This is a genomic window from Streptomyces sp. NBRC 110035 (genome assembly GCF_000829695.1).
GTDB lineage: Bacteria > Actinomycetota > Actinomycetes > Streptomycetales > Streptomycetaceae > Streptomyces.
In genome coordinates this window covers 176,633-203,334 of record NZ_BBNN01000022.1, presented here as the reverse complement: position 1 = coordinate 203,334, position 26,702 = coordinate 176,633, and the positions used below count along the sequence as shown (strand labels likewise).

Here is a 26,702-nt window from a genome sequence, read left to right as displayed (position 1 = left end):
GGCCGTCAGGGGCGGGGCGCCGGGGTGTTGCCGCGCGGATGGCGCTCGCCGTGCGGCGGGCGGCGGCTGCCGGCGGGGGTGACCGGTGCGCGCTCCCCGCGTGTCGAGTGCGGTCCCGGTGCCAGATACGCGCCCGGCCGCCCGGCCGGCCGGGACGCCGGGACCGGCTCGGGGGCCTCGCGGCCGGTGAGCGGCTTGAGCATGACCGGTGTCGCGACGGCGGGGGCCGGGAGCGGCGTCCGGCCCCGGCGGTCCCGCCAGTGGTCGCGCCAGTCGAAGATCCGGTCCTCGGCACGGGCGATCAGCGGCTCGAACCAGGGCAGGGCCAGCAGGATCAGCAGGCCCGCCACCCAGCCGAGCAGGACGTCGCTCAGCCAGTGGGTGCCGATGTAGACGGTGGAGAGCCCGACGCCGAGCGAGGTCACCGCGGACAGGGCGGACAACCAGCGCCGCGCCCAGGGCGTGGAGGCCAGGTAGGCCAGGATCCCCCAGGTCACCACGGCGTTCGCGGTGTGGCCGCTGGGAAATATACTGCCGCCGAGCCACATCTCGTTGGAGCCGATCTCGGTCGCGTAATGCGGTCCGAGGCGCCCCATGCCGTACTTCGCGGCACCGACGGTGACGTTGAGCAACAGCAGGGAGACCGCGAGCGCGAGCAGCGGACGCAGGGTGTGCTGCCGCCAGGAGCGCCAGCCCAGCCAGGCCGCGACCATCACCGCGGTCGGACCGCGCTGGCCGAGCACCACGTAGTAGTCGACGAAGGCGTGCAGCTCCGCCCACTGCTCGTACGGGCGGAAGAACATCACCTGCCAGTCCAGCCGGACCAGCCAGGACGTGATGACCACGGCCCACACGATCGCCACGTAGAAGGCCAGGGTGGAGCCGAAAAGCACCGTCCGGTGCCGGCTCATTCGAGGCACGTCGAGGTGGGCCGGTCGTTCCGGCTCACGATCCAGCCTCGCGAACACCCGGTCCAGACGGGTGGTCTTCCGTTCGGTACGCACCCAATCGACGTTACAGGGAGTGAACGCGCTTGCCCGTCGAATCGGCGGCTTTGTGATGACGATGTGATGTGGGATTGCTCTCAAGGAGGCCTTTGTTTTCCGCGAATCGGCAATCCCCGGACGGCGTCGGTCTCAATTCCTTTGATCATTCGAGAGGGCGTTTTTGTCGCGCTTTTGGAATGTGTTCACCGAGGGCTGGCGCAGATTTTCCCCGGTGCTCACCGCCCGTCGGCAGGGGAAGGGCCGGGCACGGCCCGCGGGAGCGGTCAGGGTGGCCCGGAGCCGTTCAGCCAGAAGGCGCCGTACACCGCGGAGGCCACCGCGACGGACCCCACCACCAGCGCCGCCCCGGGCGTACGCAGCCGGGCCAGGGCCAGGGCGGGGGGCAGCAGCAACGGGAAGGCGGGCATCAGCAGACGCGGCTTCGAGCCGAAGTAGCTCGAGGCGCACAGGGCGAGGAGGGTGACGGCACCGGCGTACACCAGCAGCGGGAGCGGCTGACGCTGCCGTACGCAGAGCACGTACAGCCGGACCAGCAGCCCGACCCCGAGAACCAGCCCGAGTCCCGCCGGGGCCGACGGAAACGACGTGAACTTCTCTGCCGTGAACCGGGCGAAGGCGAAACCGCCGTCGAACCCGTTCCGCCAGCCCGCCTGCACCTCGAGATACCCGAACGGGCCCTGCCCGGTCCGGTGCCCGACCCACAGAACGTAACCGGCGGCACCGAGCGGAGCGACGAACAGGCCGAGCGCCCGGCGGACACCCGTCCCGGGGGCGCCCGGCAGGGTGGGCACGCCCCCGGCGCGGGTCACGCGCCGGGTGTTCCCCTCCGGGGCGGCGCGTTTCCCGGAGCGCGCGCCGTCCACCGTCGTCGAGCCACCACTCCGACCGAACGAGCGGCGCTCGTCCTCACGCGTGCGGCGCTCGTGCAGGAAGGAGACGACGCCCGCCGCCCAGACGGCCGCGACCACCGCCAGCCCGACCGGGCGGGTCAGACCGGCCAGCGCCGCCAGGACACCGGCCGTCACCCAGCGCCCGGTCAGCACCGCGTACAGCGACCACGCGGCGAGCGCCGTGAACAGGGACTCGCTGTACGCCATCGACTGGACGATCCCGACCGGCAGCACCGCCCAGAGCAGCACCGCGCCCACCCCGGCCCGCGGCCCGTACACATGGTCCGCCACCGCGAAGATCCCCCAGGCCGCGGCGAGCGAGGCCGACACGGCGACCACGAAGCCCCCGTCCGCGTACGACAGCGGCGACACCGCCGCCACCAGTCGCTCCAGCCAGGGGAGCAGGGGGAAGAAGGCCAGGTTCGAGTGCACGTCCCCGTTCGCCAGGCGCACCTCGTAGCCGTACCCCAGCTCCGCGACCCTCGTGTACCACAGGGCGTCCCAGCGGGCGGTGAGCAAGGTGTACGCGCTCTTGCCGCGGGCCTCGCTCCACAGGGCCAGGACGAGCAGGCCCAGGGCGCGCACGGCGGCGTACCCGAGGAGCGCCGGCGCGGCCCTGCGCAGTGCTCCGGGGCGGGCCGGGGCGGCATGTCTCTCGAGAACGATCACGGGCCCGATTATCGACCGGGCGCGCGGTCGGTCCGGCCCACGGGGCGTGCGAACCCCTGGAGGGGGCCGCGCGGAAGCGGTGGGCAGCGGTGCGGAAGTGGCGCACGCCACACCTGTGGGCCCGAGATGTGAGAGACCCGCCACTCGACACCGGCGCGGCCTCGCGTACGCTGCCTGTCACTCGCCGTTCGTTGCGCGGGCCGGAGCCGTACCGCTCCTCTCCGGCCGAGTCACGGGGGAGTCCCCCACCCGTGAGCCCGCCGAGGGCGAGGGAACATCTGGGAGGTCTGTACATGTCCGGGACGACCACGGTTGCCGCGCTGCGCCGTCGGGCGGCCGGGGCCGGTGCCAACCGCTGGGTCGTGCTCGTCGTCCTCTGCGTCAGCCTGCTGCTCGTGGCCGTCGACGCCACAGTGCTGCACGTGGCGGTCCCCGCCGTCACGGAGGACCTCAGGCCCGGCGCGATGGAACTGCTCTGGATCGTCGACGCCTACCCGCTGGTCTGCGCCTCGCTGCTGATCCTCTTCGGCACACTGGGCGACCGGGTCGGCCGCAGACGCGTCCTCCTGCTCGGCTACGCCCTGTTCGGGGTCGCCTCCGGACTGGCGGCGCTCGCGGACAGCGCGCCGGTGCTGATCGCGGCGCGGGCGCTGCTCGGCGTCGGCGGCGCGATGATCATGCCGGCGACGCTGTCGATCCTGCGCCAGGTCTTCCCCCACCGGCGCGAGCGGGCGCTCGCCATCGGCATCTGGAGCGCGGTCGCCGCGGTGGGCGCGGCGGTCGGACCGCTGCTCGGCGGTTTCCTGCTCGAGCACTTCTGGTGGGGCTCGGTCTTCCTCATCAACATCCCGCTGATGCTGGTCAGCCTCCCGGTGGGCAGGATCCTGCTGCCCGAGTCGAAGGGGGACGGCACCGGCCCCTGGGACGTGACGGGCGCGCTGATGGCAGCCGCCGGACTGTTCGCGGTGGTCCTCGGCGTGAAGCGGCTCGGCGGCGAGTCCGCCGGAGGCCTGTGGACCGTACTGTCGCTGGCCGGGGGCACCGCCCTGCTGGCCGCCTTCGTCCGCCGGCAGCGCCGGCGCGCGCATCCGCTGGTCGACCTGCGGATGTTCGCCCGGCCGGCGTTCAGCACGTCGGTGGGCTGCATCGTGCTGGCGATGCTCGCCCTGGTCGGGCTGGAACTGATCGCCGCGCAGTACCTCCAGCTCGTCCTCGGACTCTCCCCGCTGGAGACCGGACTGCGCCTGCTGCCGCTGACGTTCGCCGCGATGGCGGCGGGGCTGGCCGGCGCGCGGCTGCTGCGCCGGTTCGGACCGCGCCGCATGGTCTTCTCCGGATTCTGTCTGACGGCCGCCGCGGTGCTGCTGCTGACCCCGATGGGCGGGCAGGACAACCGCCTCCTGCTGCTGAGCGGGTTCGTCCTGCTCGGCTTCGGTCTGGAGACCACCCTGTTCGGGGCGTACGAGTCGATGCTGAGCGAGGCGCCGTCGGAACAGGCGGGAGGGGCCGCCGCCATGGGCGAGACCTCCTACCAACTGGGCGCCGGAATAGGGATCGCGCTCCTCGGCAGCGTCATGAACGCGGCCTACGCGCCCGGTCTCAGGGACGTTCCCGGGGTCTCGGCCCCGGAGTCCTCGGCGGCGCGGCACTCACTGGGTGAGGCCTACGGGGTCGCCGCACAGCTGGGCGGGCCCGCCGGAGCCGCTCTGAGGGACGCGGCCCGCCATGCCTTCGTGCACGGGCTGCATGTGACCCTGCTGGTCAGCGCGGCCCTGCTGCTGCTCGGGGCCGTCATGGCGCTGCGGCTGCCGCGGACGATGCAGTGCGAGCCGGCGACCGCGGGGGAGGCGCCCGCCGAGGTGCCCACGGGCGGGCCCGCCCGTGGGCCGGCCGACGTGCCCGCCGAGGTGGCCGACGTCCCCGCGCCGAGGGAGGCCGCGGAGTCCCGCGTCTCGGTGTGAGGCGTGCCGCGGTGCGGACGGGTGGACGTGCGCGGCACCGCGTCGTAACGTCGCTCCGAACCTGGCCGGCAGTGCTGGTCGAGCAGCACGAGCCGCATCGGCACCGGCCGGGTCCGTACCGGCCGCATCCGGCCCGGTTCGGCCCCGGCCCGAGCGCCCCGGAGGGTGTCCATGTCCGTGAAGTCGCCCCCCTTCGACCCGGCCGACCCGCTCGGCCTCGACGACCTGCTGGAGCCGGAGGACCTGGCCGTCCGGGACACCGTGCGCACCTGGGCGGGGGACCGGGTGCTGCCCTACGTCGCCGACTGGTACGAGAAGGGTGAACTGCCCGGTATCCGCGAGCTGGCCCGGGAACTCGGCGCGCTCGGCGCGCTCGGCATGCCGCTCGGCGGCTACGGCTGCGCGGGCGCCTCGGCCGTGCAGTACGGGCTCGCCTGCCTGGAGCTGGAGGCCGCCGACTCCGGCATCCGGTCCCTGGTCTCCGTCCAGGGCTCGCTCGCCATGTACGCGATCCACCGGTTCGGCAGTGAGGAGCAGAAGCGGCAGTGGCTGCCGGAGATGGCCGCCGGCGAGGTGATCGGCTGTTTCGGGCTCACCGAACCCGACCACGGCTCCGACCCCGCCGCCATGCGGACCCACGCCAAGCGCGACGGCGGGGACTGGGTGCTGGACGGCCGCAAGACGTGGATCACCAATGGCTCGGTCGCCGGCGTCGCCGTGGTGTGGGCGCAGACCGACGACGGGATCCGCGGCTTCGTGGTGCCCACCGGCAGCGCGGGGTTCTCGGCGCCCGAGATCAGGCACAAGTGGTCGCTGCGCGCCTCCGTCACCAGCGAGCTGGTCCTCGACGGCGTACGGCTGCCCGCCGACGCCGTACTGCCCGGGGCGACCGGTCTGCGCGGACCGCTCAGCTGCCTGACACACGCCCGGTACGGGATCGTCTGGGGCGCGATGGGCGCGGCGCGCGCCTGCTTCGAGTCCGCCGTCGGCTACGCGAAATCGCGGGAGCAGTTCGGGCGGCCCATCGGCGGGTTCCAGCTGACGCAGGCCAAGCTCGCCGACATGGCGGTCGAACTCCACAAGGGGATTCTGCTCGCCCATCATCTCGGGCGGCGCATGGACGCCGGCCGCCTGCGGCCCGAGCAGGTCAGCTTCGGCAAGCTGAACAACGTCCGCGAGGCCATCGACATCTGCCGTACGGCCCGCACGATCCTGGGTGCCAACGGGATCTCGCTGGAGTACCCCGTCATGCGGCACGCGACGAACCTCGAGTCGGTGCTCACCTACGAGGGCACCGTGGAGATGCACCAGCTCGTGCTGGGCAAGGCGCTGACCGGGATCGACGCGTTCCGGTAGGCCGGGTGGGACGTGTGGGTGGGAGGGCGGGTGCGGGGCCGGCGAGCGGCCCCGCCTCAGCTCTGGTTGAAGAAGCCGTCCGACCGGTGCGCCGCCGGTTCCCCGCTGACGACCTCGGTGTCGGCCGGGCTCAGCAGGAACACGCGGTTGGACACACGCTCGATGGAACCGCGCAGACCGAAGATCAGCCCGGCGGCGAAGTCGACGACGCGCTTGGCGTCACCGGCGTCCATCGCGGTGAGGTTGATGATGACGGGGACCCCGTCCCGGAACAGCTCGCCGATGGCGCGGGCGTCCCGGAAGCCGTCCGGGGTCACCGTCCCGATGCGGCGGCCCTTCTCCGCGGCGACGTCCGTGGCCACCTTGACCCGCGGATCAGTGACCCAGGCGTCCCCGGGCTCGGCCCCGTCGGAGTAGTCGTCGTCGTAGTAACGCTCGTCTTCGTTGTCGTCGACGAGGCCAAGCCAGGCACTTGCCTTGCGTACCGATCCCATGGACGCCTCCTCTCACAGCGGTCCTTCTTGCTTTCCGCATCCCTATGGTCGTCCATGATGCGGATGGCGCGCCAAGCGATTGGACGCCGCGCGGGGGGTTTGTGACGGTACTGGTGCAGGGCGCATCCGTCGAGAGCCCAAGCCCCCCAAGGGTCCTGATGTAAAGGGATGCTGACTGTGAGTGAAATATGATTCTTTTCGGCGTATGGGTGATCGGCGGCGCGTACGGGTGAACGCGCCCCTGGGTACGATGCCGCCGCTCCATATCGGATCGCCCACGGGGGGACGTCATGTTCGGAATCGTCAGGCCCTGCCGGCACCGGCTCGGTGAACGGCTCACGGCCCAGTGGACGGCACATCTGTGCGGACTGTGTCTGGCGTTGCGCGGGGACCACGGACAGTTCGCGCGCGTCGTCACCCACTACGACGGGCTGCTCGTCTCCGTCCTGACGGAGGCTCAGGCCGGACGGGCCGGTGCCGGACGGCGCACGGCGGGGCCGTGTCCGCTGCGCGGGATGCGGACCGCCTCCGTCGCGCACGGTGAGGGCGCGCGGCTCGCGGCGGCCGTCTCGCTGGTCCTGGCCTCCGCCAAGGTGCGCGACCACGTCGCCGACCGGGACGGGCTGCTGGCCCGCCGCCCGGTGGCGCTCGCCGCGCGCCGCGTCGCCGCGAGCTGGGACCGGGCCGGGGCGCGGACCGGTTCGGACGTCGGGTTCGACACGGCCGTCCTGGTCGACGCCGTCGACCGGCAGACCGGCATCGAGACCCTCGCCGGCCTCGGTACCCCGATCCTCACCGTCACCGAACCGGCCGAGACCGCCACCGCGGCCGCCTTCGCGCACACCGCGGTACTCGCCGGGCGGCCGCGCAACGCCGGGCCGCTCGCCGAGGCCGGGCGGCTCTTCGGCCGGCTCGCCCATCTCCTGGACGCCGTGGAGGACCGGGAGGCCGACGCCGCGTCGGGTGCGTGGAACCCCCTCACCGCCACCGGCACCCCGCTCGCCGAGGCGCGCCGGCTCGCCGACGACGCCGTGCGTGGCATCCGGCTCGCGCTGCGCGAGGTGGACTGGGGGGCCGGGGCGTCCCCGGGAGGGCACAGCACCGACGGCGGACTGGCTCACCAGTTGCTCGTCCATGAACTGCCCCACTCCGTAGACCGTGCCTTCAACACCGTTTCTTGTGCCCACGGTTCTCATCCCTACGCAACCCCCGGCACCCCCGGCACCCCCGGCACCCCCGGCACCCCCGGCACCCCTGGCACCCCCGGCACCCCCGGCACCCCCGGCACCCCCGGCACCCCCGGAGTCCCGGGCGGTCCCGGCGGCCCGGTGCCGCCCGGGCCGCCGCGCCGGCGCGGGCTGATCGCCGGGTGCGCGGTGTGGGCGGGGCTGTTCTGCACGTGCCAGTTGTGCTGCGGGACCTATGAGGACCCCTGGACCGGCGAGCGCAAGGAGGCCTGCTCCTCCTACGACTGCAGCGGGTGCTGCGACTGCTGCAGCTGTTGCGAGTGCTGCAGCTGCTGTGGCGAGGACGGCGGCTGCGGGTGCGACTGCTGAGCCCGGGACACAAGGGGCCCGGCATGCCGTCCGGCGGTTGCCGAGGCCTTCGGTGCCTGTTCGGAGACTCGTGGGCACGAGTATTCGGAGGGGTTACTTCCGGACATCCCAGGGGTGCGGGCGACCGGTTGCGGCGCAGAGGTATCGGCTGGTGAAGCGAGGGTGCCGAGGGGCGTGCCGTACGGGCGGTGCGCAGGGCGACGACCGAAAGGCACTCTTGCGTCGACCGGGCCTTGGACCGAATACTCACCCCCAGCGCTTGTCAGGGGCACGGCATATTCGGAATCCGGGTGACCGCTCCCCTGACTGCGCCTCACGGGCCCCAACCCCACGAGGGCCCCCTACTTCCTTCATGGAGGAACGAGAAGTGAGGATCAAGCGCACCACCCCCCGCAGCGGTATGTCGAGACGTACCCGGCTGATCGCCGTCTCCACCGGTCTCGTGGCCGCCGCCGCGATCGCGATCCCCAGCGCGAACGCGTCCGAGGCTCCCACCACCTTCAGCTCCGCCGAGCTCAAGAGCGTCAGCGGTTCGGTGCTGGAAGCCGACGTCCCGGGCACCGCCTGGGCCGTCGACAGCAAGACCAACCGGGTTGTCGTCACCGTCGACAGCACGGTGTCCGCGGCCGAGATCGCGCAGATCAAGCAGGAGGCCGGCGCCGACGCCGGCGCGCTGCAGATCAAGCGCACGCCCGGAAAGTTCACCAAGCTCATCCAGGGTGGCGACGCCATCTACTCGAACAGCGGACGCTGCTCCCTCGGCTTCAACGTCCGCAGCAGCAGCGGCGTCGAGTACTTCCTGACGGCCGGTCACTGCACCGCCGGCGCAGGCACCTGGTACGGCAACTCCAGCCGTACCACGGTGCTCGGCACGACCGCCGCCTCCAGCTTCCCGGGCAACGACTACGGCATCGTCCGGTACACCGGGTCCGTCAGCCGCCCCGGCACCGCGAACGGCGTGGACATCACGGGTGCGGCCACCCCGAGCGTGGGCACCACCGTCATCCGCGACGGGTCCACCACGGGTACGCGCAGCGGCCGGGTCACCGCCCTCAACGCGACCGTGAACTACGGCAGCGGCCAAATCGTCTCCGGTCTCATCCAGACCACGGTCTGCGCCGAGCCCGGCGACTCCGGCGGCTCGCTCTACGGCAGCAACGGCACCGCGTACGGTCTGACCTCCGGCGGCAGCGGCAACTGCTCCTCCGGCGGCACGACCTTCTTCCAGCCGGTGACGGAGGCCCTGAGCGCCTACGGAGTCAGCGTCTACTAGGCCGGACGTCCGCCGGCCGGGACCGGCCGGTACCACCGGTCCCGCGGCGCAGGACCTCGCAGTGGCCGACACGCGACGAGCCCCCGCACGCAACCAGCGTGCGGGGGCTCGCCCTTTCGCCGCCGCCGACGACGCCGAACTCCAGGCGTCCAGGAGGCCCGCCGAAGCGGCCCGGCAGATGGCGGACACGCCCCCCGCACCGCAGCCGCGGGTGTTGCGGGCGGTCGTGGCCGAGGAGAAGACCACGCCGGTGCCGCCCTTCCCGGTGGAACTGCTGTGCTTCCTGGAGCGGGCCCGGCCGCCGGCACCGGCGGAGCCGCAGCGGCAGTCGCCGCCGCGGCGGCAGCCGAGGGAGTGCCGGGAGGCCCCGCGGCCGGTACTGGAATCGGTGCAGGGGCACTTTCCGCCCGCCGCGTCATGTCCGAATCCGGACCCCGCAAGGGCGATTTCAAGACACGGCTGGATCTCCCGGATCGGCCCACCGGTTACTCGCCCGTAGTGTTTGCAGCGCGAACTGTCCTGCGTGTCCACGATCTGTCAGGACATGGAGGGCGCGGGCTCGTTGCCGTGCACGCGTCCTGAAGTCGACCTTGTGTGCTCCCCGCGGGCCTCGGAATAGTGGACGGCGTTCAACGGCCCTGGACTCGGCTTTTTCTGTATGCCGCGCCCGTGGCCGTATGTCTTCCGGCCCGTGGGGTCCCCACAACCTCCCGGGCCGGCCCCCCCCACAGGAGGACGCGAGTTGAAGCACCGACGCATACCCGGGCGGCGTGCAGCGATGACGGGTGCGGGCGTTGCCGCACTGGTCGCCGCCGGAGTCACCTTCCAGACTGCGAACGCCAGCGAGTCTCCGGAGGTCTCCGTGCCCCGGCCCCTTTCCGTCGCGGCGGCCGGAAACCTCGCCTCGACGCTCGCCGAGGGCCTCGGTGCCGACGCGGCGGGGGCGTACTACGACGCGAAGAGCAGGAGCCTTGTGGTGAACGTGCTCGACGAGGCGGCCGCCGGCACCGTCGAGGAGGCCGGGGCCGGGGCGGGAGTCGTGGCGAACTCCCTCGCCGAGCTGAAGGGCGCGCGCACCACCCTCAAGCGGGACGCGACGATCCCGGGTACCTCCTGGGTGACCGACCCGACCGCCAACAAGGTCGTCGTCACCGCGGACCGCACGGTCTCCGGCGCCCAGTGGGCCAGGCTGACGAAGGTCGTCGCCGGGCTCGGTGACAAGGCCGAACTCCAGCGCACCAAGAGCGAGTTCACTCCGTATGCCGCAGGCGGCGACACCATCACGGGGAACGGCGGACGCTGTTCGCTCGGCTTCAACGTGACCAAGGGCGGCGAGCCGTACTTCCTCACCGCGGGGCACTGCACCGAGGGCGCCACCACCTGGTCGGACTCCTCCGGCACCGTGATCGGTGAGAACGAGGCGTCCAGTTTCCCGGGCGACGACTACGGCCTGGTCAAGTACACCGCCGACGTGGACCACCCGAGCGAGGTGAACCTCTACGACGGTTCCGTGCAGGCGATCTCCGGCGCCGCCGAGGCCACCGTCGGCATGGAGGTCACCCGCAGCGGTTCCACGACCCAGGTGCACTCCGGCACGGTCACGGGCCTGGACGCCACCGTGAACTACGGCAGCGGCGACATCGTCAACGGCCTGATCCAGACCGACGTCTGCGCCGAGCCCGGCGACAGCGGCGGCTCGCTCTTCTCGGGCAGCAGCGCGGTCGGTCTCACCTCCGGCGGCAGCGGCGACTGCACCTCGGGCGGTACGACCTTCTTCCAGCCGGTGACGGAGGCGCTCTCGGCGACCGGTACCCGGATCGGCTGATCCACCCGCGGCACTCCACCGACGTCCCGTCCCTCCACGCGAGGGGCGGGACGTCCGCGTGTGCCCCCTGGGCGCGTCCCTTCGGGGCGAGCCGCGCCGGCGGACGGGTTCCGGCGGCGCGGCTCGCCCGCGAGGCGGGACGTCGCCCTCGACGCGACGGCTCCCGATGTCCGGTGACGCCGTACCAGGTGTCATCGGCGTCCCGCCGGGCACCGCCGGAAGTTTTTACCGACGCGTAACTTCCCTCTGGGGCTACTCGTCCGTAACTTGACGGATGAACAACAGCCTCGTGATCCGGGTCACAGGGCGCAAGGTCCTCGCATCCTCCCCTTGACGTGCAAGGAGATCACACGATGCTGCCCTGGAAACGAGTGGTCAGACCCCTGGCCGCGCTCCTGCTGGCCGCCGCGGCCCTCGCTGTCCCCACCGCCACCGGTGCCCACGCCGCGGGTGCGCCCAGCTCGGGCTGGAACGACTACTCCTGCAAGCCGTCCGCAGACCATCCCCGCCCCGTCGTCCTGGTCCACGGCACCTTCGGGAACTCCGTCGACAACTGGCTGGGCCTCGCGCCCTACCTGACCCACCGTGACTACTGCGTCTTCTCCCTCGACTACGGGCAGCTCGACGGCGTCCCCTTCTTCCACGGCCTCGGCCCCATCGAAGAGTCCGCGCAACAGCTCGACGCCTTCGTCGGCAAGGTGCTCGCCGCGACCGGAGCGACGAAGGCCGACATCGTCGGGCACTCGCAGGGCGGCATGATGCCCCGCCACTACCTCAAGTTCCTCGGGGGTGCCGACGAGGTGAACGCCCTCGTCGGGATCGCCCCCAGCAACCACGGCACCACCCTCGCCGGCTTCACCGACCTGCTGCCGTACTTCCCCGGCGTCGGGGACCTCCTGACCGAGGCCACCCCCGCCCTCGCCCAGCAGGTCGCCGGCTCGGACTTCCTCACCAGGCTCAACGCGGGCGGGGACACCGTGCCCGGCGTCCGCTACACCGTCATCGCCACCCGGTACGACCAGGTGGTCACCCCCTACCGCAGCCAGTACCTGAGCGGGCCGAACGTGCGCAACGTGCTGCTCCAGGACCTGTGTCCGGTCGACCTGTCCGAGCACGTGGCGATCGGGCTGATCGACCGGATCGCCTTCCACGAGGTCGCCAACGCCCTCGACCCGGCCCGTGCCCGCCCCACCACCTGCGCCTCGGCGTTCAGCTGACACGTGCAACCGGCCCGTACGTGTGTCGGGGCCTGTCCGGCCTGAGCCGCCGGACAGGCCCCGGGTCGCGGTCGACGTGAGGTCAGCGGCCGTGCCGCCCGCTCACCGCGCGCCGCCGGGTGGAGGCGAACAGCGCCGCCGAACCGAGCGCCAGGGCGGCGGCCCCGCCGACCATCAGGTACGGGGCGGCCCCGTCGCCGCCGGTCTCCGCGAGGTTCCCCGAAGCGCCGGCCGCCTTGGGCTGGTTGACGGCGGCCTCGGGGGCACCGTCGGCGCCGTCCGCGTCCGCGTCCGCGCCGTCGCCCGTCTTCCCGCCGGCGGTGTCCGCGCCGGCCGGGGCAGGCTGTGCGGTGGTGTGCGGGTCGTCGTCCCCGTGACCGTGGTTCTCGACGGTCGACCTGTCGGTGCCGTCGTCGATCTGCTCCTCGGAGGGCGCGGAGGCGACCGGCGCCGGGGCGGCCTCGCCCTTGGGCGTGTCACCGGTGGGCGTGTCACCGGCGCCGGACCCGCTTCCGCTGTCGTCGGCGCCCCCGTTCGCGTCTCCTTGCCCTCCGCCGAACGAGACGTCCGAGCAGGAGTAGAACGCCTCCGGGCTGTCCGAGCGCTGCCACACCGCGTACAGCAGGTGCTTGCCCGACCGCTCGGGGAGGGCGCCGGAGAACGTGTAGAAACCGCCGGCCGCGGCCGGGTCGGTGGACGAAGCCACCGGGTTCGCCAGATCCAGGTCGCCCCAGCCCAGCGGCTCCGCCGGGTCGTAGCCGGGCTTGGTGATGTACACCTTGAAGTCACCCTTGTGCGGGGCGGTCACCCGGTACTTGAAGGTGTACGAGCCGCTGCTCACCGAGGTCGCGGGCCAGTCGGCGCGGGCCAGGTCGAGCCCCTTGAACGCCTCGTTGTTCGCGCTGCACAGCGTGCCGTCGGGGATCAGCTCCTCGTGACGTCCGCCCGCGTCGCCGATGCGTACGCCGTTCCAGTCGTAGAGCGCCTGGGTGCCGCCGGCCGCGACCGCCGCCCGGCACGCCGCCGACTTCGGGCTCTCCGGACCCTCGGCGAAGCACTGCGCGACCCTGCTGACCGGGTCACCCATCGAACCGTGCGCGGCCGCCGGCGAGGCGGACAGTCCGGTCAGGGCGAGCGGGACGATACCGACGGCGGCGACAGCGGCCTTGCGGCGTGCGGGCATGGGGCAGCAACTCCTCGGACGATCAACGGGCTCGGGGGGATCCTGTGGGGGGTGGCTCAGAAACTAGCGCCAGGAATCCCGGAAATCGCCTGCCGAAGGCCGCTCGCGCTGATCCTTATGGCCCCGTTAAGGGGGTGCTCAGGCTGGGATCAGGTTGCCACCCGTGAGCGGCCCCGGCCGAGGAGTTGTGGGGGTGGGCGGCAGGGACGTGCGGGAGGCGGGGGACGGTGAGCCCGGTCGGGACACCGGCGGACCGGCTCACCGCCCTCCTGGCCCCGCTCGGCGGGCGGGTGAGTGCGGAGCGGCTGTCGGACGACGTGGCGCTGTGGGGCCGGGAGGTGGACGACGGGCGCTACGCGGTGGTCGTGGCGACGGACGACTGACCCGGACCCGGCCCCCTCACGCGAGCAGCGTGCCCAGTCCGCCCCCGCGGGCCAGGGCGTCCAGTTCGTCGAGGGCGGCCACCGCGGCGGCAGCGGCCCCGGGATCCGTCGAGGCGAGGCCGCTCGCCTCGAACTCGTCCTCGTCCAGCCGCCGTACGTCCGTGCCGTCCGCCGGGACCCACAGGTCCAGGTCGAGGTCCTCGACCACCAGCCGGTTGCCGGAGAGCTCGGCCGGACGGGTGATGTCGCAGTAGTGGCCCTTGAGGGTGCCTGTGGCGGTGCGCACCTCCTTCACCGCGTACCACCGGTCCCGCCAGTAGTACTCGGTGAAGACGTCGCCGGGCTCGAAGCGGACGAAGCCGAAGTCCCGCACGCCGTCGCCCGCCCAGGGGGCGCGCACGGTGACGCGGGTGCCGTCGTCGGCGAGCAGTTCGGCCGGGTAGGCGGTCTTCGTGCGCCCCCCCTTGACGAGGACGACGTCCAGGAGGACCGGGCGGTCAGCCGAGTTCACGGACATACCGCACCTCCGTGCCACAGACCTCGTAGCCGAACCACCGGTTGATCGCGATCATCGGCTCGTTCCCGGTGTCGTTGCCCGTGAACGCCTCCGTGCACCCGGCGGCGCGGGCGCGGTGCAGGGAGTCGTTCTTGGCGAGCTTGGCCAGACCCCGGCCGCGGTGGGCCCTGGCGGTGCCGGTCATGGCCGTGCCGTACCGGGTGCCGCCGTCCGTGCGGGCCGCGGAGAAGGCGGCGGGCCGGCCGTCCAGCACCGTCACCGAGGTCAGCTCGGGGCTGAACAGCGGGTGCCGCCAGGTCTCCTCCAGCCAGGTCCCCTCCAGCCAGGCCTCGTAGTCGGTGAACTCCGTGTCCACATCGCTCGGTTCGTCCGCGCTGGTTTCCGCGTCCAGCGCGAACAGCGGGTGCGGGTCGTCGGCGAAGTCCGAGCCCGTGCGCAGCTCGACGCCGGGTGGCGGGTCCTGGAGCGGGGGGAGGGTGCCGTTCGCCAGGTCCAGACGGAGGAAGTGAGCGGTGCGGCTCGCCCGGTAGGCGTGCCGTTCGGCGAAGGCGCGGTTGCCGGGTTCGTCCAGCACCCGGGCGAACAGCCTGGTCGCCCCGTGCGCGGTCAGGTGCTTCTCGGCGGCGCGCACGAGCGCCGTCCCGGCGCCCCGGCGCGTGTGCCCGGGATGCACGTACACGTTGATGTTGCCCTGGCCCGGCTCGGAGCTCTCGTGGGTCAGGTGCACCTGCGCCGTGCCGATCACCTCGCCGTCGGCCACGGCGACGAGGGGACGGCAGCGGGCGTCGGGGTGCAGACGGGTGAGGTCGTGGGCGAGGGACTCCGGGGTCAGGAGGACGAACGGCAGCGCGGCGTGCCGGACGCGGGCGAAGCCCTCGAGGTCGGCTCGGGCTTCGGGGCGCAGATCGCGGACGGTCACAGTCATGGACGCGCACGCTACGGGGAGACGTGCCGGGGCAGCCTCTCATTTTCCGCTCGTTCCTCGCCGGGTGCGGGACAATCGGGCCGTGACCCTGAAGATCCATATCGACGACAGCGCGCCGCCGTACGAGCAGGTGCGGGTGCAGATCTCCGAGCAGGCCCGGTCGGGGGTGCTGCCGGTGGGCCACCGGCTGCCGACGGTACGGGGCCTGGCCCAGTCCCTCGGCCTCGCCGCGAACACGGTGGCCAAGGCCTACCGCGCGCTGGAGGCGGACGGCGTGATCGAGACCCGCGGCCGCAACGGCACGTTCGTCGCCGCCGCGGGCTCGGCCGCGGAGCGTGAGGTCGCGGTGGCGGCCCGGGCGTACGCGGAGCGGGCACGACGGCTCGGGCTGGACGAGGACGCGGCCCTGGCCGCCGCCCGGGACGCGCTGCGGGCGGCGTACGAGGCGTAGGGCCTTGGGACGGAAGAGGCGTCTGCCGCGCGACGCCCGGCACGCGCTCCCGCCGCACCTCCCGGAAGCCCGGGTGCGCCCGCCCGGTGCGAGGGCTTCCGGGCGGCACGCCCCGAGCACGCTCCCCCGAGCTCCCGGCTTCGCTCGAGCAGGGGACCCCCAGGACGCCGCGCGGCCGCCCTCCGGGCGACGACGCCCCTTCCGCCACAGGCCCCAGCCGCGGGCCGTCGTGCGGGAGCAGGCCGGCCCGGTTCCGGAGCACCGGCCCCGTGCCCTCGTGCTTACAAGTACAGCCCCGCCTCCGCGTCCTTCCGTGGTTGCGGCAGTGCCGTCGGGGAGGTGCCCCTGCGCAGGGCGTACAGCTCGGCCAGGGTGGCGCCCTCGCGGCCGACGCCGTCCTCGTGGCCCAGCCAGTCCACCGCCTCGGCCCGGGTCAGCGGCCCCACCTCGATCCGGGCGAGACAGCGGCCGGGGCGGACCACGGCCGGGTGGAGGCGCTCCAGGTCCTCGTTGGTGGTGACGCCCACCAGTACGTTGCGGCCCTGGCCGAGCAGGCCGTCGGTGAGGTTCAGCAGCCGGGACAGGGCCTGCCCCGCGGTGTGCTTGGCCTCGCCGCGGATCAGCTCGTCGCAGTCCTCCAGCAGCAGCAGCCGCCAGCGCCCCTTGCCCGTCGTCGTGTCCTCCTCGCCGATCGCGATGTCCATCAGATAGCCGACGTCGGAGAAGAGCCGCTCCGGGTCCAGGACGCAGTCCACCCGGCACCAGTCCTGCCAGGAGCGGGCCAGCGTGCGCAGCGCGGACGTCTTCCCGGTGCCCGGCGGGCCGTGCAGCAGGAGCAGCCGGCCCGCGATGTCCTCGGGCCCGGTCTTCATCAGACCGTCCATGGCGTCCGCCACCGGCGCGGTGTAGTTGGACCGGATCTCGTCCCAGGTGCCCGCGGAGATCTGCCGGGTGGTGCGGTGCGGGCCGCGACGGGGGGACACGTACCAGAAGCCCATGGTGACGTTCTCCGGCTGCGGTTCCGTTTCGTCCGCAGCGCCGTCCGTGGCCTCGTCGAGGATCTTCGCCGCGAGTTCGGCGGTGGTCGCGGTGACGGTGACGTCGGCGCCCCGGTTCCAGCGGGAGACCAGCAGCGTCCAGCCGTCGCCCTGGGCCAGGGTGGCGCTGCGGTCGTCGTCCCGGGCGGTCCGCAGCACCTCGGCGCCCTTCGGCAGCAGGGTCGCGCCGGAGCGCACGCGGTCGATGCTCGCCGCGTGCGAGAACGGCTGCTCGCCCGTCGCGAAGCGGCCGAGGAACAGCGCGTCGACGACGTCGGACGGGGAGTCGCTGTCGTCGACGTTGAGCCGGATCGGCAGTGCGTCGTGCGGGTTCGCTGGCATACCGCCATGATCGGGCACGCGGACGCCCCCGCGCACCCGGTTTCCCCGAGGCGCGCGGGACGCGCGCCGTACGTGAAGCGCACCGTGTGCCCGGGTCACCGCAGGACGCGCGCCGCCGCCCGCCGCGCGTGCCGTGCCCGCCGGAGCACCGCGTACCCCTTGGTCAGGGCCCGGTCCCGGGCGAAGACGCGCGCCAGGTCGCGGCCGTCCACCAGCCGCTCGAACTCGGCGGCGTCCGTCGACCGGCGCACGGTCACGCGCCGCAGCGCGTACGGCCCCTGCACGCGGCGGGCGAGCCCGTTGCCGACGGCGAGTGCCTGCGCGTACCCCGTCTCCCGCACCGCCTCCCGCACCCGGCGGCTGGAGTAGCCGTAGGGATAGGCGAACGACGTGGGAGCGCGGCCCAGCTGGTCCGAGACGATCTCCTTGCACAGGATCAGCTCGGAGCGCAGCCGCCGGTCGTCGAGCTGGTCGAGCTGCGGGTGGCTGTGGCTGTGGCCGCCGATCTCCACGCCCGCGGCGGCCAGTTCGCGGACCTGCTCCCAGTCGAGCATGGCGTCCGGGCCGCCGCCGGTGTCGTGGGGCCCCCGGAGCCATCCCGTGGAGACGAACAGCGTGGCGGGGAAGCCGTGCTCGGCGAGGGCCGGCAGGGCGTGCCGGTGCACGCCCTCGTAGCCGTCGTCGAACGTGATGAGGACCGGCCGCGCGGGCAGCGGCCGCCCGGTGCGCCAGCGGGCGGCCAGTTCGGCCGTGCCGACGGGGGTGAGGCCCCGCGCGGCGATCACCGCCATCTGTCCGGCGAACGCCCGCGGGGACACGGACAGCGCACGGGTGGCGTCGCTGGGGGCGTCGGCCACCGAGTGGTACATGAGGATCGGCACCCGTTCGTCAGCCACGGACACCCCCTGGCTCCCCGTCCGGCCGGTCCTCCCCGCCGTGCGCCCCGCCTTCCGGGTCCGACACGTCGACCACGGAGAACGTGACCCCGCCCCGCCGCGCCCGCACACTCCCCACCGCGTATCCGCCCGCCGCCGTGAGCACCCCGGCGACGATCGCGCCCGCGCGCCCCGCCCCGCCCGGCCGGGCCAGCAGGGCGTCCCGCAGCCCCCGCACCACCCCGGCGGGCAGCACCCGTGTGGTGTACCGGCGTTCCGACTCCAGCCCCTTCCCGGCGCCCACGCTGCGCGCCACCAGCGCCTTGGACAGGCCCTCGGCGTAGGTGCGGGTGCGGAAGTAGCGGAAGCGCTCGCGGGTCTCGGGCACCCGGTGGTGGATCACCGCGCGGTCGTCGATCAGCAGGACCGCGTCGGGCCGGGCGCGACTGAGGCGGATGCACAGTTCCGTCTCCTCCCCGCCCAGCGGGCGCTTGTTCCCGTCCCGCCCGATCCCGGTGGCGAAGCCGCCCGCCGCGTCGAAGGCGGTGCGCCGGAAGGAGGCGTTGCCGCCGAGGACGTTGCGTACCCGCACGCGTCCGGGCGGCAGTCCCCGGTAGGTGCAGCCCACCACCCAGTCGAACTCCTCGGGGAACCAGCCGGGGCGCCGCCCCGACGCCCAGAGGGGTTCGGTGCGCCCGCCGACCGCCATCACGCGCGGATCGGCGTACGCCTCGGCGAAGTGCCCGAGCCAGTCGCGTTCGGCCACGGCGTCGTCGTCGAGGAACGCGACGATCCCGCCGCGCGAGGCGGCGATGCCGGTGTTGCGTCCCGCGGACAGGCCGCGGGGGCCCGCGTTGGCGAGCACCCGCACGTCCTCGGTCTCCTGGTACTCCTCGGCCAGCCGGTCCAGCAGAACCTGGTTGTGGTCCACGACCAGCAGGGTCTCCAGGGCCGGCCGGGACTGCGCCCGCACCGAGGCGACCGCCGCGAGGACGTCCTCCCAGCGGTCCTCGGTGTAGGCGCAGATCACGACCGAGACGCCGGGCGGGCCGGACGCGTCGGGCCCGCCCGGCCCGCCCGGAGCACCCGTGATGCCGGGCTCGCTCAAGACACCTTCCCCCGGACCGTGTCGAGCAGCGGGGAGCGGTGCGGGCGGCGGCGCAGCGCACGTCGGTTGGAGCGCTCCTGGAGGATCACCCCGAGGACGCGGAACCCGTCCCGCACGGCCCGCAGATTGCTCGCGCCGTGGATGCGCAGGTACTCGTGGCTGGGGATCTCCTGCACTCTCAGCCCGGCCTTGACGACCCGGATGTTCATCAGGGTCTCGACCTCGAAGCCGGTGCAGTCGAGGTCGATCTTGTTCAGGCAGTGCCGCCAGAACGCGTTGTAGCCGTAGCAGAGATCGGTGTAGCGGGCGCCGAACTTGCGGTTGACGACCCCGCACAGGACCCGGTTGCCGAGCTTGCGGATGAAGGTCATGTCGTCGGTGCCGCCGCCGTTGGCGAAGCGGGACCCCTTGGCGAAGTCCGCGCCCGAGACGAGGGCGGAGACGTACGACACGATCTCGTTGCCGTCCGCCGAGCCGTCCGCGTCGACCATCACGATGATGTCGCCGGTGCAGGCCTGGAACCCGGTGTTCAGGGCGTCCCCCTTGCCCTTGCCGCGCTGTTCGACGACCTTGACGTCCGGCCAGAGCTCGCGGGCCACTTCGACGGTGTCGTCGGTGGAGTTGCCGTCGACCAGGACGACTTCGTGGATCCAGTCGGGAAGCGTCTTGAAGACGTACGGCAGGTTCTCGGCCTCGTTCATGGCGGGTATCACCACGCTCACCGGTGGTGCGATGGCCAGGTGCGAGGAGACGGGCCGGTACTTTCCGGTGGCCGGCGGGTTCTGGTCCTCGGTCGCCGGCTGCAGAACGGAACTCATGAGTCTGATCCCTCTCGTCCGGTGGGCCGCCCGCCCCTGGGCAGCCCGGCTGTTCGTCCGGTTCGAAAGGGGGGTTCTCACCCGCGCACGACGCGACAAGAGCTCCGTGCACGCCGGGTGAGCTGGCAAAACTGGCCGACCGCGGCACACGCCGGCCGACCGCGCGGCCCGGCCCGGTCCCCATTGCGGTCACCGAGCACGGCACCCCCCTACCGCGCCCCGCGCCGGTGCGTCGCGGCCCTGAGCCCTCCCCTGGAGCCGCTTGCTGACGGATCGACGCGGGTGAGATGTATTGCGATGTATGACGGTATTGACGATTGAGCCCGGATGGCAAGGCCTCGAGCCGGGCCCCACGTTTTGTCGGTTTGAGTGTTACGTGCGGTTCCGGCCGTGGTGGCTCACGCGAAGCGGCGTGCCGGTGCGGATGGTCTGCATGGCCGACTTTGCCCCCTGAAGCGTCGGATGCCGGGCTTCAATCTGGCGCAGCCCGTTGTGGGCGTCAAGGGCCGAACGGCCCCAAGGCCTGAATTCGTCCGGGATTGAACAGATGTTCCGGTGGCCGGCGGCGGCCCGGCGCTGCTCCCGTGACGGTTCGTCAATGGCCCGGTGAAGGCCGGATGGTGGCCCCGTGGTGGTCGTACGGTGGTTTTCCTGTGGACGAATTGCGGGGTTCCTGGGGAGGGGGCGACGTTTTTGGCATGGACACTTCCAGTCAACGCGCGTAGTCGCTATGAAGGGTGCGGCAGAGATCCTGCTAAAGGAGGTTCCATGAGACGTTCCCGGCTTTCCGTCCTTCTCGGTTCCGTCCTCCTCGCCGTCGCTACCACCCTCACCGGGGCAGCCACGGCGCACGCGTCCCAACAGGCCGCCGCAGACGGCTATGTGGCGCTCGGCGACTCCTACTCCTCCGGGGTCGGCGCAGGCAGCTACATCAGCTCCAGCGGAGACTGCAAGCGCAGCACGAAGGCCTATCCGTACCTCTGGAACGCCGCCAACTCACCCTCGTCCTTCGACTTCACCGCCTGCTCGGGCGCCCGAACGGATGAAGTTCTGGCGTCGCAGCTCGGCCCGCTCAGCGCCGGCACCGGTCTCGTCTCGATCAGCGTCGGCGGCAACGACGCGGGCTTCGCCGACGTCATGACGACCTGTGTGCTCCAGTCGGAGAGCACCTGTCTCTCCCGGATCAACACCGCCCGCTCGTACGCCACCTCGACGCTCCCCGGCAAGCTCGACAATGTCTACTCGGCCATCCGCACCCGGGCCCAGAACGCCGAGGTCGTCGTCCTCGGCTACCCCCGCTTCTACCGGCTCGGCACCACCTGCATCGGCCTCTCCGAAGCCAAGCGGGCGGCCGTCAACGACGCGGCCGACCTCCTCAACAGCGTCACCGCCCAGCGCGCCAACGCCCACGGCTTCACCTTCGCCGACGTGCGCACCCCCTTCACCGGCCACGAGATCTGCTCCGGCAACTCCTGGCTGCACAGCGTGAACTGGGCCAACATCGGCGAGTCCTACCACCCGAAGGCGGCCGGCCAGTCCGGCGGTTACCTCCCGGCCTTCGACAGCGCGGCCTGATCCCCGGGGAGCCGTGCTCCCCGGGGCCGCTTCCTCAGGTCCACGTCACCCCAAGGCCGCGCACCTCCTCCCTCAGGGAGCGGCCGCCGAACCGGCAGGAGAGGAGGAGGCCCCGTCCGGCGGGGCCTCCGTCTCACACGTCACCGAGAACGGCACCGAGTCCGACGCCGTGTGCACGGGCTCCCGCACCTCCACCCCGATGCTGTTCTCGAACGTCCCGGACTCCAGGTACGTCGTCACGGTCACCGTGTCCTGCTTCGTACGCCCGCCGCCCTCCGGGAACGACAGCGTCCGCCACCCCGGATCGGCCACCGACTCGTCCTCGCCCACCCAGCGGTAGGACACCTCCGCGGGCAGCCGCCCCACGGTGAACGTCGCCGTGAAGGAGGGCGTCCCCTCGCGCGGCGGGGGACAGGCACCCGAGTACTCCGTGTGCGTACCCTCCACGGTCACCCGCACCGACTGCCGCGGCGGGGGGCTCTCCTCTCCGTCGCCGTCCTCTCCGTCGCCGTCCTCGCCGTCGTACTCGGGGGTCGCCGGGGCGGATCCGCCGGTCCGCCCGCTCCCGTCGTCGCTCCCGGACCCGCCGCCGTCGCCGGTCCGCGCGGACGAACCCGCCCCGCCCGCACGGCCGTCCGCGCCGTCCCCGAGGTTCAGCAGCGTGTACGTCAGACCGGTCAGCGCCAGGGCCAGTACGGCCACGCCCGCGACCAGGACGACGGCGGCCCGGCGACCGCGCCCGGGACGGGCGACCGCGGTGCTCCCGGCGGACGGGGGTGGGAACGGGGCCGGGGCCGCCGCGGCAGGCCGGGACGTGGGGGCCCCGGACGGGTGCGGGTGCGCGCGGGCCGTCACGGTGGGGGCGTACGGGGCCGGTCCCGTCGTACCGGCGGTCGTCGTACCGGCGCCCGGTGCGCCTCCCGCGCCGAGGAGCCGCAGGTCCTGCTGCGCCCGCACCGCCGACAGCCGCTCGGCCGGGTCCTTGCGCAGCAGGCCCTCGATGACCGGGGCCAGCGGCCCCGCCCGGCGCGGGGGCGGCAACTCCTCGTCGACGATGGCGCGCAGCGTGCTCAGCGGGGTGTCCTGACGGAACGGAGAGCTGCCCTCCACCGCCGCGTACAGCAGTACGCCGAGCGACCACAGGTCGGACTCGGGGCCGGGGGTGCGGCCCAGTGCCCGCTCCGGGGCGAGGAACTCGGGTGATCCGATCACCTCGCCGGTCATGGTCAGCGCGGAACTGCCTTCGACCGTGGCGATCCCGAAGTCGGTGAGGACGATCCGCCCGTCGTTCGCGACCAGCACGTTGGCGGGCTTCACATCCCGGTGCAGCACCCCGGCGCCGTGCGCGGCGCGCAGCGCGGTGAGCACCTCCGCGCCGATGTGGGCGGCCCGCCGGGGGTCCAACGGACCCCCGGCGTCCAGCACCTCGGCCAGGGACAGGCCGCGGACCAGCTCCATGACGATCCACGGGCGCCCGTCCTCGGTCGCCACGTCGTACACCGTCACCACGTTGCGATCGGCGATCCGGGCCGCCGCCCACGCCTCCCGCTCCAGCCGGGCGTACATCCGCTCCACGTCGGACGCCGGCAGTCCGGCCGGGGCACGGACCTCCTTGACGGCGACCTCGCGGTGCAGCAGCTCGTCACGGGCCCGCCACACGGCCCCCATGCCGCCCTCGCCCAGCGGTGACAGCAGCCGGTACCGGCCCGCGATCACCCGCTCACTGCCCGGTTCCTCGGACATGGCGCCCCCCATCGCATCCGGGCGAATTCTCCGTTTCCTCATGAACGTAGCTCAGCCGAGTGCGGATGCCGCCCCCCTGAACACCAGTCCGGCCCCCAGAGCCACGACGACGAACGCCGACCCCAGGGGCGCGCTCCGGCGCATCAGCGAGACCACCGGGCGTGCGGTCCAGCGCGGGCGCCGGGCCAGGAGCCGGTTCACACCGCTGCCCGCCTTCACCACGGCGTACCCGGCGGCGGTGAGGGTGAGAGCCAGCCCGACGCCGTACGCGACGACGAGCAGCAGCCCGAACCAGGCCTGGCCGAGCGCAGCGGCGCCCACCAGCACGACCACCGCGGACGGGCTGGGCACCAGCCCGCCGGCGAGACCGAGCAGGATCGTGCCGCGCAGGGTGGGGGCGACGGCGTGGGTGTGCGTGCGACCGCCATGGGTGTGCTCGACGGTGTGGGTGTGCTCGGCCGGGTGGAGGTGAGCGTGGGGGTGTGCGTGACCGGGGTGGTCGTGGGCGCCGTCCGGGTGGGTGCGCCCGTGTCCGTGGTCATGGCCGTGCGTGTGGTCGTGCTCGTGCGTGTGGTCGTGACTGTGGTCATGCCCGTGTCCGTGGCGATGCGAGTGGCCCTGCGCGGCCTTCCGGTTGCGCAGGGCCCGGCGGAGGAGGCTCGCGCCCGCCAGGGTGACCAGGGCGCCGCTCGCGACGCCGAGCCAGGCGACGACCGAGGGCGTGGCGGCCGAACCGGCCGTGACCAGCAGGCCGAGCGCCACCACGCCGAGGGTGTGGGTGACCGTCACCGAGGCGGCCATCGGCAGGACGTCCCGTAGCCGGGCCCTGCCGCCCCGGGCCGCCGCCGTCGCGGCCATGAGCGTCTTGCCGTGACCCGGCGCGAGGGCGTGCATCGCGCCCAGGACCACCGCGATCAACAGCGCGAGCGCCGCGAAGCCCGCCGTGAGGTCGTGCCGGGCGACGAGGTCGTCGAGGGCGCGCGTCCACCGGTCCGCGCCGCGGGGCAGCACGGAGGCGGCGGGCGCTTCGGTCTCCTCCCCCTCACCCGCCAGGGGCGGCCCGCCGGTACGCACCCGAAGGGACGCGGCCGCCGTGTCCGCAGGGGAGGACAGCAACTCCTGGGGATAACGGGTCAGTTCACGTGAGAGTGATGTCTCGGGCACGTCCGACGCGGCCAGCGTCATCCGGTCACCGCGGGCGGTGACCTCCCGCCAGCCGGGCCCCGAGGACGCCCCGGCCCCGCGGAAGGAGACGTTCACCGCCTTGCCCTCGGGCAGCGGAGCGGTCAGCCCGCACTCCACGCGCAGCGTGTCGAGCCCGGCCTGACCGGGACGTACACGGGCGCGGCTGCTCCGCACGGTGACCGGGACCTCGCGCCCGTCCACACGGACCTCGCTGCCGCGGGCGGCGTCGGCGCACCGTCGGCGTGCCCACCCGGCCGTGCCCAGCGCCTCGACGTCCGGCTTCGCCTGGGTGGCCGGGATCTCGGCGAGGTCCTCGACATGGTGGACGCGGAGTTCGCCCGGCGCGGCGACCAGACCGTCGTACCGGTTGACGGTGAAGTTGCCGAGCGGGTGCGCGCTCGCCGCGGCCGCCGGGAGCAGCGTGAGCGCGCAGGCGGCGGCGAGGACGGCGGCACCGGTGGCGAGACGGCGGCCGGTGCCGCCGGCGGAGGAACGGCGGAGGTTCACCGGGCCGCCTCCAGGTCCTCGAGGGCGGCACGGGCTGCACGCGCGCCGAGGGGGGAGAACCCGGGGTTCAGTTCCAGGGCGGCCGTGAGGGACCGGCGGGCGTCGGCGTCGTGACCGGTGGCGCGTTCGATCATGCCGCGGTGGTGGAGGAAGGCGGCGTTGCGGTAGCCGGTGGCCGTCGCCCGGAGTGCGTAGGGGAGTGCCTCCTCGGAGCGCCCGCTGCGGTGCAGGGCCCAGGCGAGGGCGTCCGCGGTGTGCACGCTGTGCCGGCGGGCCCATTCGGCGCGGGCCGCCCGCAGGGCCGCTTCGGGGTCGCCGTGGTCGGCGGCGGCGAGCGCGGTGTCCAGGTCGGCGTTGACCCCGCCGGCGCGGGCGAGGGAGGCCTGGGCGTCGACGAGGGCGTACTGGTCGGCAGCCTTCGTACGGTCGCCGTCGGCGCCCCGGGCCTCGTACAGCTCGCCGAGGGCGACCAGCGGGCCGGGCAGCGGGGAGCGGGCGACGACCCGCTCCAGCGTCCCGATCGCCCCCGCGCGGTCACCGCTCGCGGCCTGGGCACGGGCCCGGCCCTCCAGCGCCGGGAGGTACTCCTCGTCGGCGGCGAGGGCACGGGCGAAGTGGGTGAGCGCGGTCTCGTAGTCGCCCTGGTTCCAGGCCAGTTGGCCGAGAGCGGTTGCCACGTACGCCACATCGGTGGGCGCGGACGCACCGTTCAGGGCCCGCTCCAGCACCTCGCGCGCGGTCCGCACGTCCCCGCGCAACTCCCGTACGTACGCGTACCGCGTGAAGACGGGCAGCCCCGGCCGCCGGCTGTCGGCGGTGTCGGCGGCGTCGGAAGCCTCGTCGTACCGGCCGAGCTCCACGAGGGCGTCGATACGGGAGGACAGGGCCCGCTCGCTGTAGGGGTTCTGCCGCAGGGCCCGGTCGGCGTATTCCAGGGCGCCGGAGAAGTCGTGGCGGGCCGCGGCGAGGGCGGCACGGCCGGCCAGGGCCGGCTCGTTGCCGGGTTCGAGCCCGAGAGAGCGGTCGAACGCCCGATCGGCTTGCGGATAGCGCGACGGGTCCCCCTTGGTCCGCGCCTGCTCGACGTAGGCGAGCCCCAGGCCTGCCCATCCGGCGAAGTCCCTGGGCTGGGAACGGAGGTGGGACTGCAGGGCCCGGATCCCCGCGTCCAGGTCGCCTCCGGCGAGCACACCGGCCGCGAGCGTCCCGGCCGCGGGAGCGGCATCGGCACCGGCCCGCGCTCCGTCCCGGCCGCTGCCGACGGCGACCGCTCCGGCGGTCATCGCGACCGCCAACAACGCCGCGCACACCGTGAGATGCGCACCGCGTGAGCGGCGCGCAACGGCGGAGAACCGGCGCAGGGCAGCCACTCGCACGCCGGGTGAGAAGGTTCGGACGGCGGGTTCTGCTGCCCCGGTGTCGACCCCGGCCCCGGTGTCGGCCCCGGCCCTGGTGTCGGTGTCGGCCCTGGTGTCGGTGTCGGCCTCGGCCCTGGCCCTGGCCCTGGTGTCGGCCTCGGCCCAGGCTTCGGTGTCGGCTTCGGTGTCGGCTTCGGCTTTGGCCCCGGCCTCGGTGTCGGCCTGGTTCTCGGGTGAGGTGTCGGACTCGCCCCCGGTGCCCGGTCGAGCGGGTCCGGCATCCGGCGGGGCGGTGGGCTCCGTGGCCCCGGTGAGTCCGGTGAGTCCGGTGAGTCCGGTGAGTCCGGTGAGTCCGGTGAGTCCGGTGAGCCTGGTCGGCCCGGGGTCCCGGCCGCTCTCCGGGGCGTGGTCGTTCGTACGCGGAGGCATGCCTCTCCTCGGTTGCTC

The 26,702-nt window shown here is 73.4% G+C and carries 21 protein-coding genes and 1 pseudogene; 9 read left to right on the top strand and 13 right to left on the bottom strand.

Annotated elements, in window-relative coordinates:
- Positions 1-5: 5 nt before the first annotated feature.
- Both TU30_RS12745 and TU30_RS12740 read right to left on the bottom strand, forming a co-directional pair.
- Positions 6-1,004 (bottom strand): phosphatase PAP2 family protein, encoded by a 999-nt coding sequence (locus TU30_RS12745; RefSeq protein WP_042168727.1) that lies wholly within the window; start codon positions 1,002-1,004, stop codon positions 6-8.
- A gap of 266 nt (positions 1,005-1,270) precedes the next feature.
- Positions 1,271-2,566: a mannosyltransferase family protein gene (locus tag TU30_RS12740; RefSeq protein WP_042168726.1), complete on the bottom strand. Its 1,296-nt coding sequence runs from the start codon at positions 2,564-2,566 to the stop codon at positions 1,271-1,273.
- A 293-nt stretch (positions 2,567-2,859) separates the two neighbouring features.
- Here TU30_RS12740 and TU30_RS12735 point away from each other — a divergent pair, with 293 nt between their 5' ends.
- Together TU30_RS12735 and TU30_RS12730 are read left to right on the top strand one after the other, a co-directional pair.
- Positions 2,860-4,527, top strand: a complete 1,668-nt coding sequence (locus tag TU30_RS12735; protein WP_042168724.1) for an MFS transporter — start codon at positions 2,860-2,862, stop codon at positions 4,525-4,527.
- A gap of 165 nt (positions 4,528-4,692) precedes the next feature.
- Positions 4,693-5,883: an acyl-CoA dehydrogenase family protein gene (locus TU30_RS12730; RefSeq protein ID WP_042168723.1), complete on the top strand. Its 1,191-nt coding sequence runs from the start codon at positions 4,693-4,695 to the stop codon at positions 5,881-5,883.
- Positions 5,884-5,939: 56 nt separating this feature from the next.
- Here the strand turns inward: TU30_RS12730 and TU30_RS12725 are convergent, their stop codons facing one another.
- Complete coding sequence (locus TU30_RS12725; protein ID WP_042168720.1) at positions 5,940-6,377, bottom strand: cell division protein SepF; 438 nt, start codon at positions 6,375-6,377, stop codon at positions 5,940-5,942.
- Between the two features lie 290 nt (positions 6,378-6,667).
- Between TU30_RS12725 and TU30_RS37135 the strand changes: the two genes are divergently transcribed.
- The 4 genes from TU30_RS37135 to TU30_RS12705 all read left to right on the top strand — a co-directional run bounded on the left by TU30_RS37135 (position 6,668) and on the right by TU30_RS12705 (position 12,248).
- Positions 6,668-7,933 carry a DUF5685 family protein gene (locus TU30_RS37135; protein WP_042168719.1) on the top strand — a complete coding sequence of 422 codons (1,266 nt, stop codon included), beginning with the start codon at positions 6,668-6,670 and terminating at the stop codon, positions 7,931-7,933.
- A gap of 367 nt (positions 7,934-8,300) precedes the next feature.
- On the top strand, positions 8,301-9,206 hold the full coding sequence (locus TU30_RS12715) for a S1 family peptidase (RefSeq protein ID WP_042168717.1): 906 nt from the start codon (positions 8,301-8,303) through the stop codon (positions 9,204-9,206).
- A 778-nt stretch (positions 9,207-9,984) separates the two neighbouring features.
- Positions 9,985-11,031: a S1 family peptidase gene (locus TU30_RS12710; protein ID WP_042168715.1), complete on the top strand. Its 1,047-nt coding sequence runs from the start codon at positions 9,985-9,987 to the stop codon at positions 11,029-11,031.
- A 353-nt stretch (positions 11,032-11,384) separates the two neighbouring features.
- On the top strand, positions 11,385-12,248 hold the full coding sequence (locus tag TU30_RS12705; RefSeq protein ID WP_042168712.1) for a triacylglycerol lipase: 864 nt from the start codon (positions 11,385-11,387) through the stop codon (positions 12,246-12,248).
- A gap of 82 nt (positions 12,249-12,330) precedes the next feature.
- Here TU30_RS12705 and TU30_RS12700 read toward each other — a convergent pair whose 3' ends face one another.
- Complete coding sequence (locus tag TU30_RS12700; RefSeq protein ID WP_042168710.1) at positions 12,331-13,431, bottom strand: lytic polysaccharide monooxygenase; 1,101 nt, start codon at positions 13,429-13,431, stop codon at positions 12,331-12,333.
- 221 nt (positions 13,432-13,652) lie between these two features.
- Here TU30_RS12700 and TU30_RS33975 point away from each other — a divergent pair.
- A pseudogene (locus TU30_RS33975) lies at positions 13,653-13,814 on the top strand (SAM-dependent methyltransferase); the annotation flags it as partial.
- Positions 13,815-13,830: 16 nt separating this feature from the next.
- Here the strand turns inward: TU30_RS33975 and TU30_RS12695 are convergent.
- Positions 13,831-14,331, bottom strand: coding sequence for a DUF402 domain-containing protein (locus tag TU30_RS12695; protein WP_042168853.1), 501 nt, complete (start codon positions 14,329-14,331; stop codon positions 13,831-13,833).
- Positions 14,312-15,256, bottom strand: a complete 945-nt coding sequence (locus tag TU30_RS12690; protein WP_042168709.1) for a GNAT family N-acetyltransferase — start codon at positions 15,254-15,256, stop codon at positions 14,312-14,314. The genes TU30_RS12695 and TU30_RS12690 overlap by 20 nt, the downstream gene beginning before the upstream one ends.
- Before the next feature lie 82 nt (positions 15,257-15,338).
- On the opposite strand from TU30_RS12690, the gene TU30_RS12685 reads away from it, so the two are divergent.
- Positions 15,339-15,707, top strand: coding sequence for a GntR family transcriptional regulator (locus TU30_RS12685; protein WP_042168705.1), 369 nt, complete (start codon positions 15,339-15,341; stop codon positions 15,705-15,707).
- Positions 15,708-15,988: 281 nt separating this feature from the next.
- Here TU30_RS12685 and TU30_RS12680 read toward each other — a convergent pair whose 3' ends face one another.
- The 4 genes from TU30_RS12680 to TU30_RS12665 all read right to left on the bottom strand — a co-directional run bounded on the left by TU30_RS12680 (position 15,989) and on the right by TU30_RS12665 (position 19,887).
- Positions 15,989-17,086: a DUF5925 domain-containing protein gene (locus TU30_RS12680; RefSeq protein WP_042168703.1), complete on the bottom strand. Its 1,098-nt coding sequence runs from the start codon at positions 17,084-17,086 to the stop codon at positions 15,989-15,991.
- Between the two features lie 95 nt (positions 17,087-17,181).
- Positions 17,182-17,982 (bottom strand): polysaccharide deacetylase family protein, encoded by an 801-nt coding sequence (locus TU30_RS12675; protein WP_234307844.1) that lies wholly within the window; start codon positions 17,980-17,982, stop codon positions 17,182-17,184.
- Positions 17,975-18,991 carry a glycosyltransferase family 2 protein gene (locus TU30_RS12670; RefSeq protein WP_176726156.1) on the bottom strand — a complete coding sequence of 339 codons (1,017 nt, stop codon included), beginning with the start codon at positions 18,989-18,991 and terminating at the stop codon, positions 17,975-17,977. The genes TU30_RS12675 and TU30_RS12670 overlap by 8 nt, the downstream gene beginning before the upstream one ends.
- Positions 18,992-19,065: 74 nt before the next feature.
- On the bottom strand, positions 19,066-19,887 hold the full coding sequence (locus TU30_RS12665; protein ID WP_042168701.1) for a glycosyltransferase family 2 protein: 822 nt from the start codon (positions 19,885-19,887) through the stop codon (positions 19,066-19,068).
- Between the two features lie 768 nt (positions 19,888-20,655).
- Here TU30_RS12665 and TU30_RS12660 point away from each other — a divergent pair.
- A complete protein-coding gene (locus TU30_RS12660) occupies positions 20,656-21,462 on the top strand; it encodes an SGNH/GDSL hydrolase family protein (protein ID WP_042168699.1) in 807 nt (268 codons plus the stop codon).
- 72 nt (positions 21,463-21,534) lie between these two features.
- On the opposite strand, the gene TU30_RS12655 is transcribed toward TU30_RS12660, so the two are convergent.
- The 3 genes from TU30_RS12655 to TU30_RS12645 are packed head-to-tail and all read right to left on the bottom strand — an operon-like array spanning position 21,535 to position 26,684.
- Complete coding sequence (locus TU30_RS12655) at positions 21,535-23,205, bottom strand: serine/threonine-protein kinase (protein ID WP_042168695.1); 1,671 nt, start codon at positions 23,203-23,205, stop codon at positions 21,535-21,537.
- 51 nt (positions 23,206-23,256) lie between these two features.
- Entirely contained in the window at positions 23,257-24,897 is a 1,641-nt protein-coding gene (locus TU30_RS12650) for a sulfite exporter TauE/SafE family protein (protein ID WP_042168692.1), read from the bottom strand.
- Positions 24,894-26,684: a lipopolysaccharide assembly protein LapB gene (locus TU30_RS12645; protein ID WP_078878247.1), complete on the bottom strand. Its 1,791-nt coding sequence runs from the start codon at positions 26,682-26,684 to the stop codon at positions 24,894-24,896. Before TU30_RS12645 ends, TU30_RS12650 begins: the two co-directional genes overlap by 4 nt.
- Between the last annotated feature and the right edge of the window lie 18 nt (positions 26,685-26,702).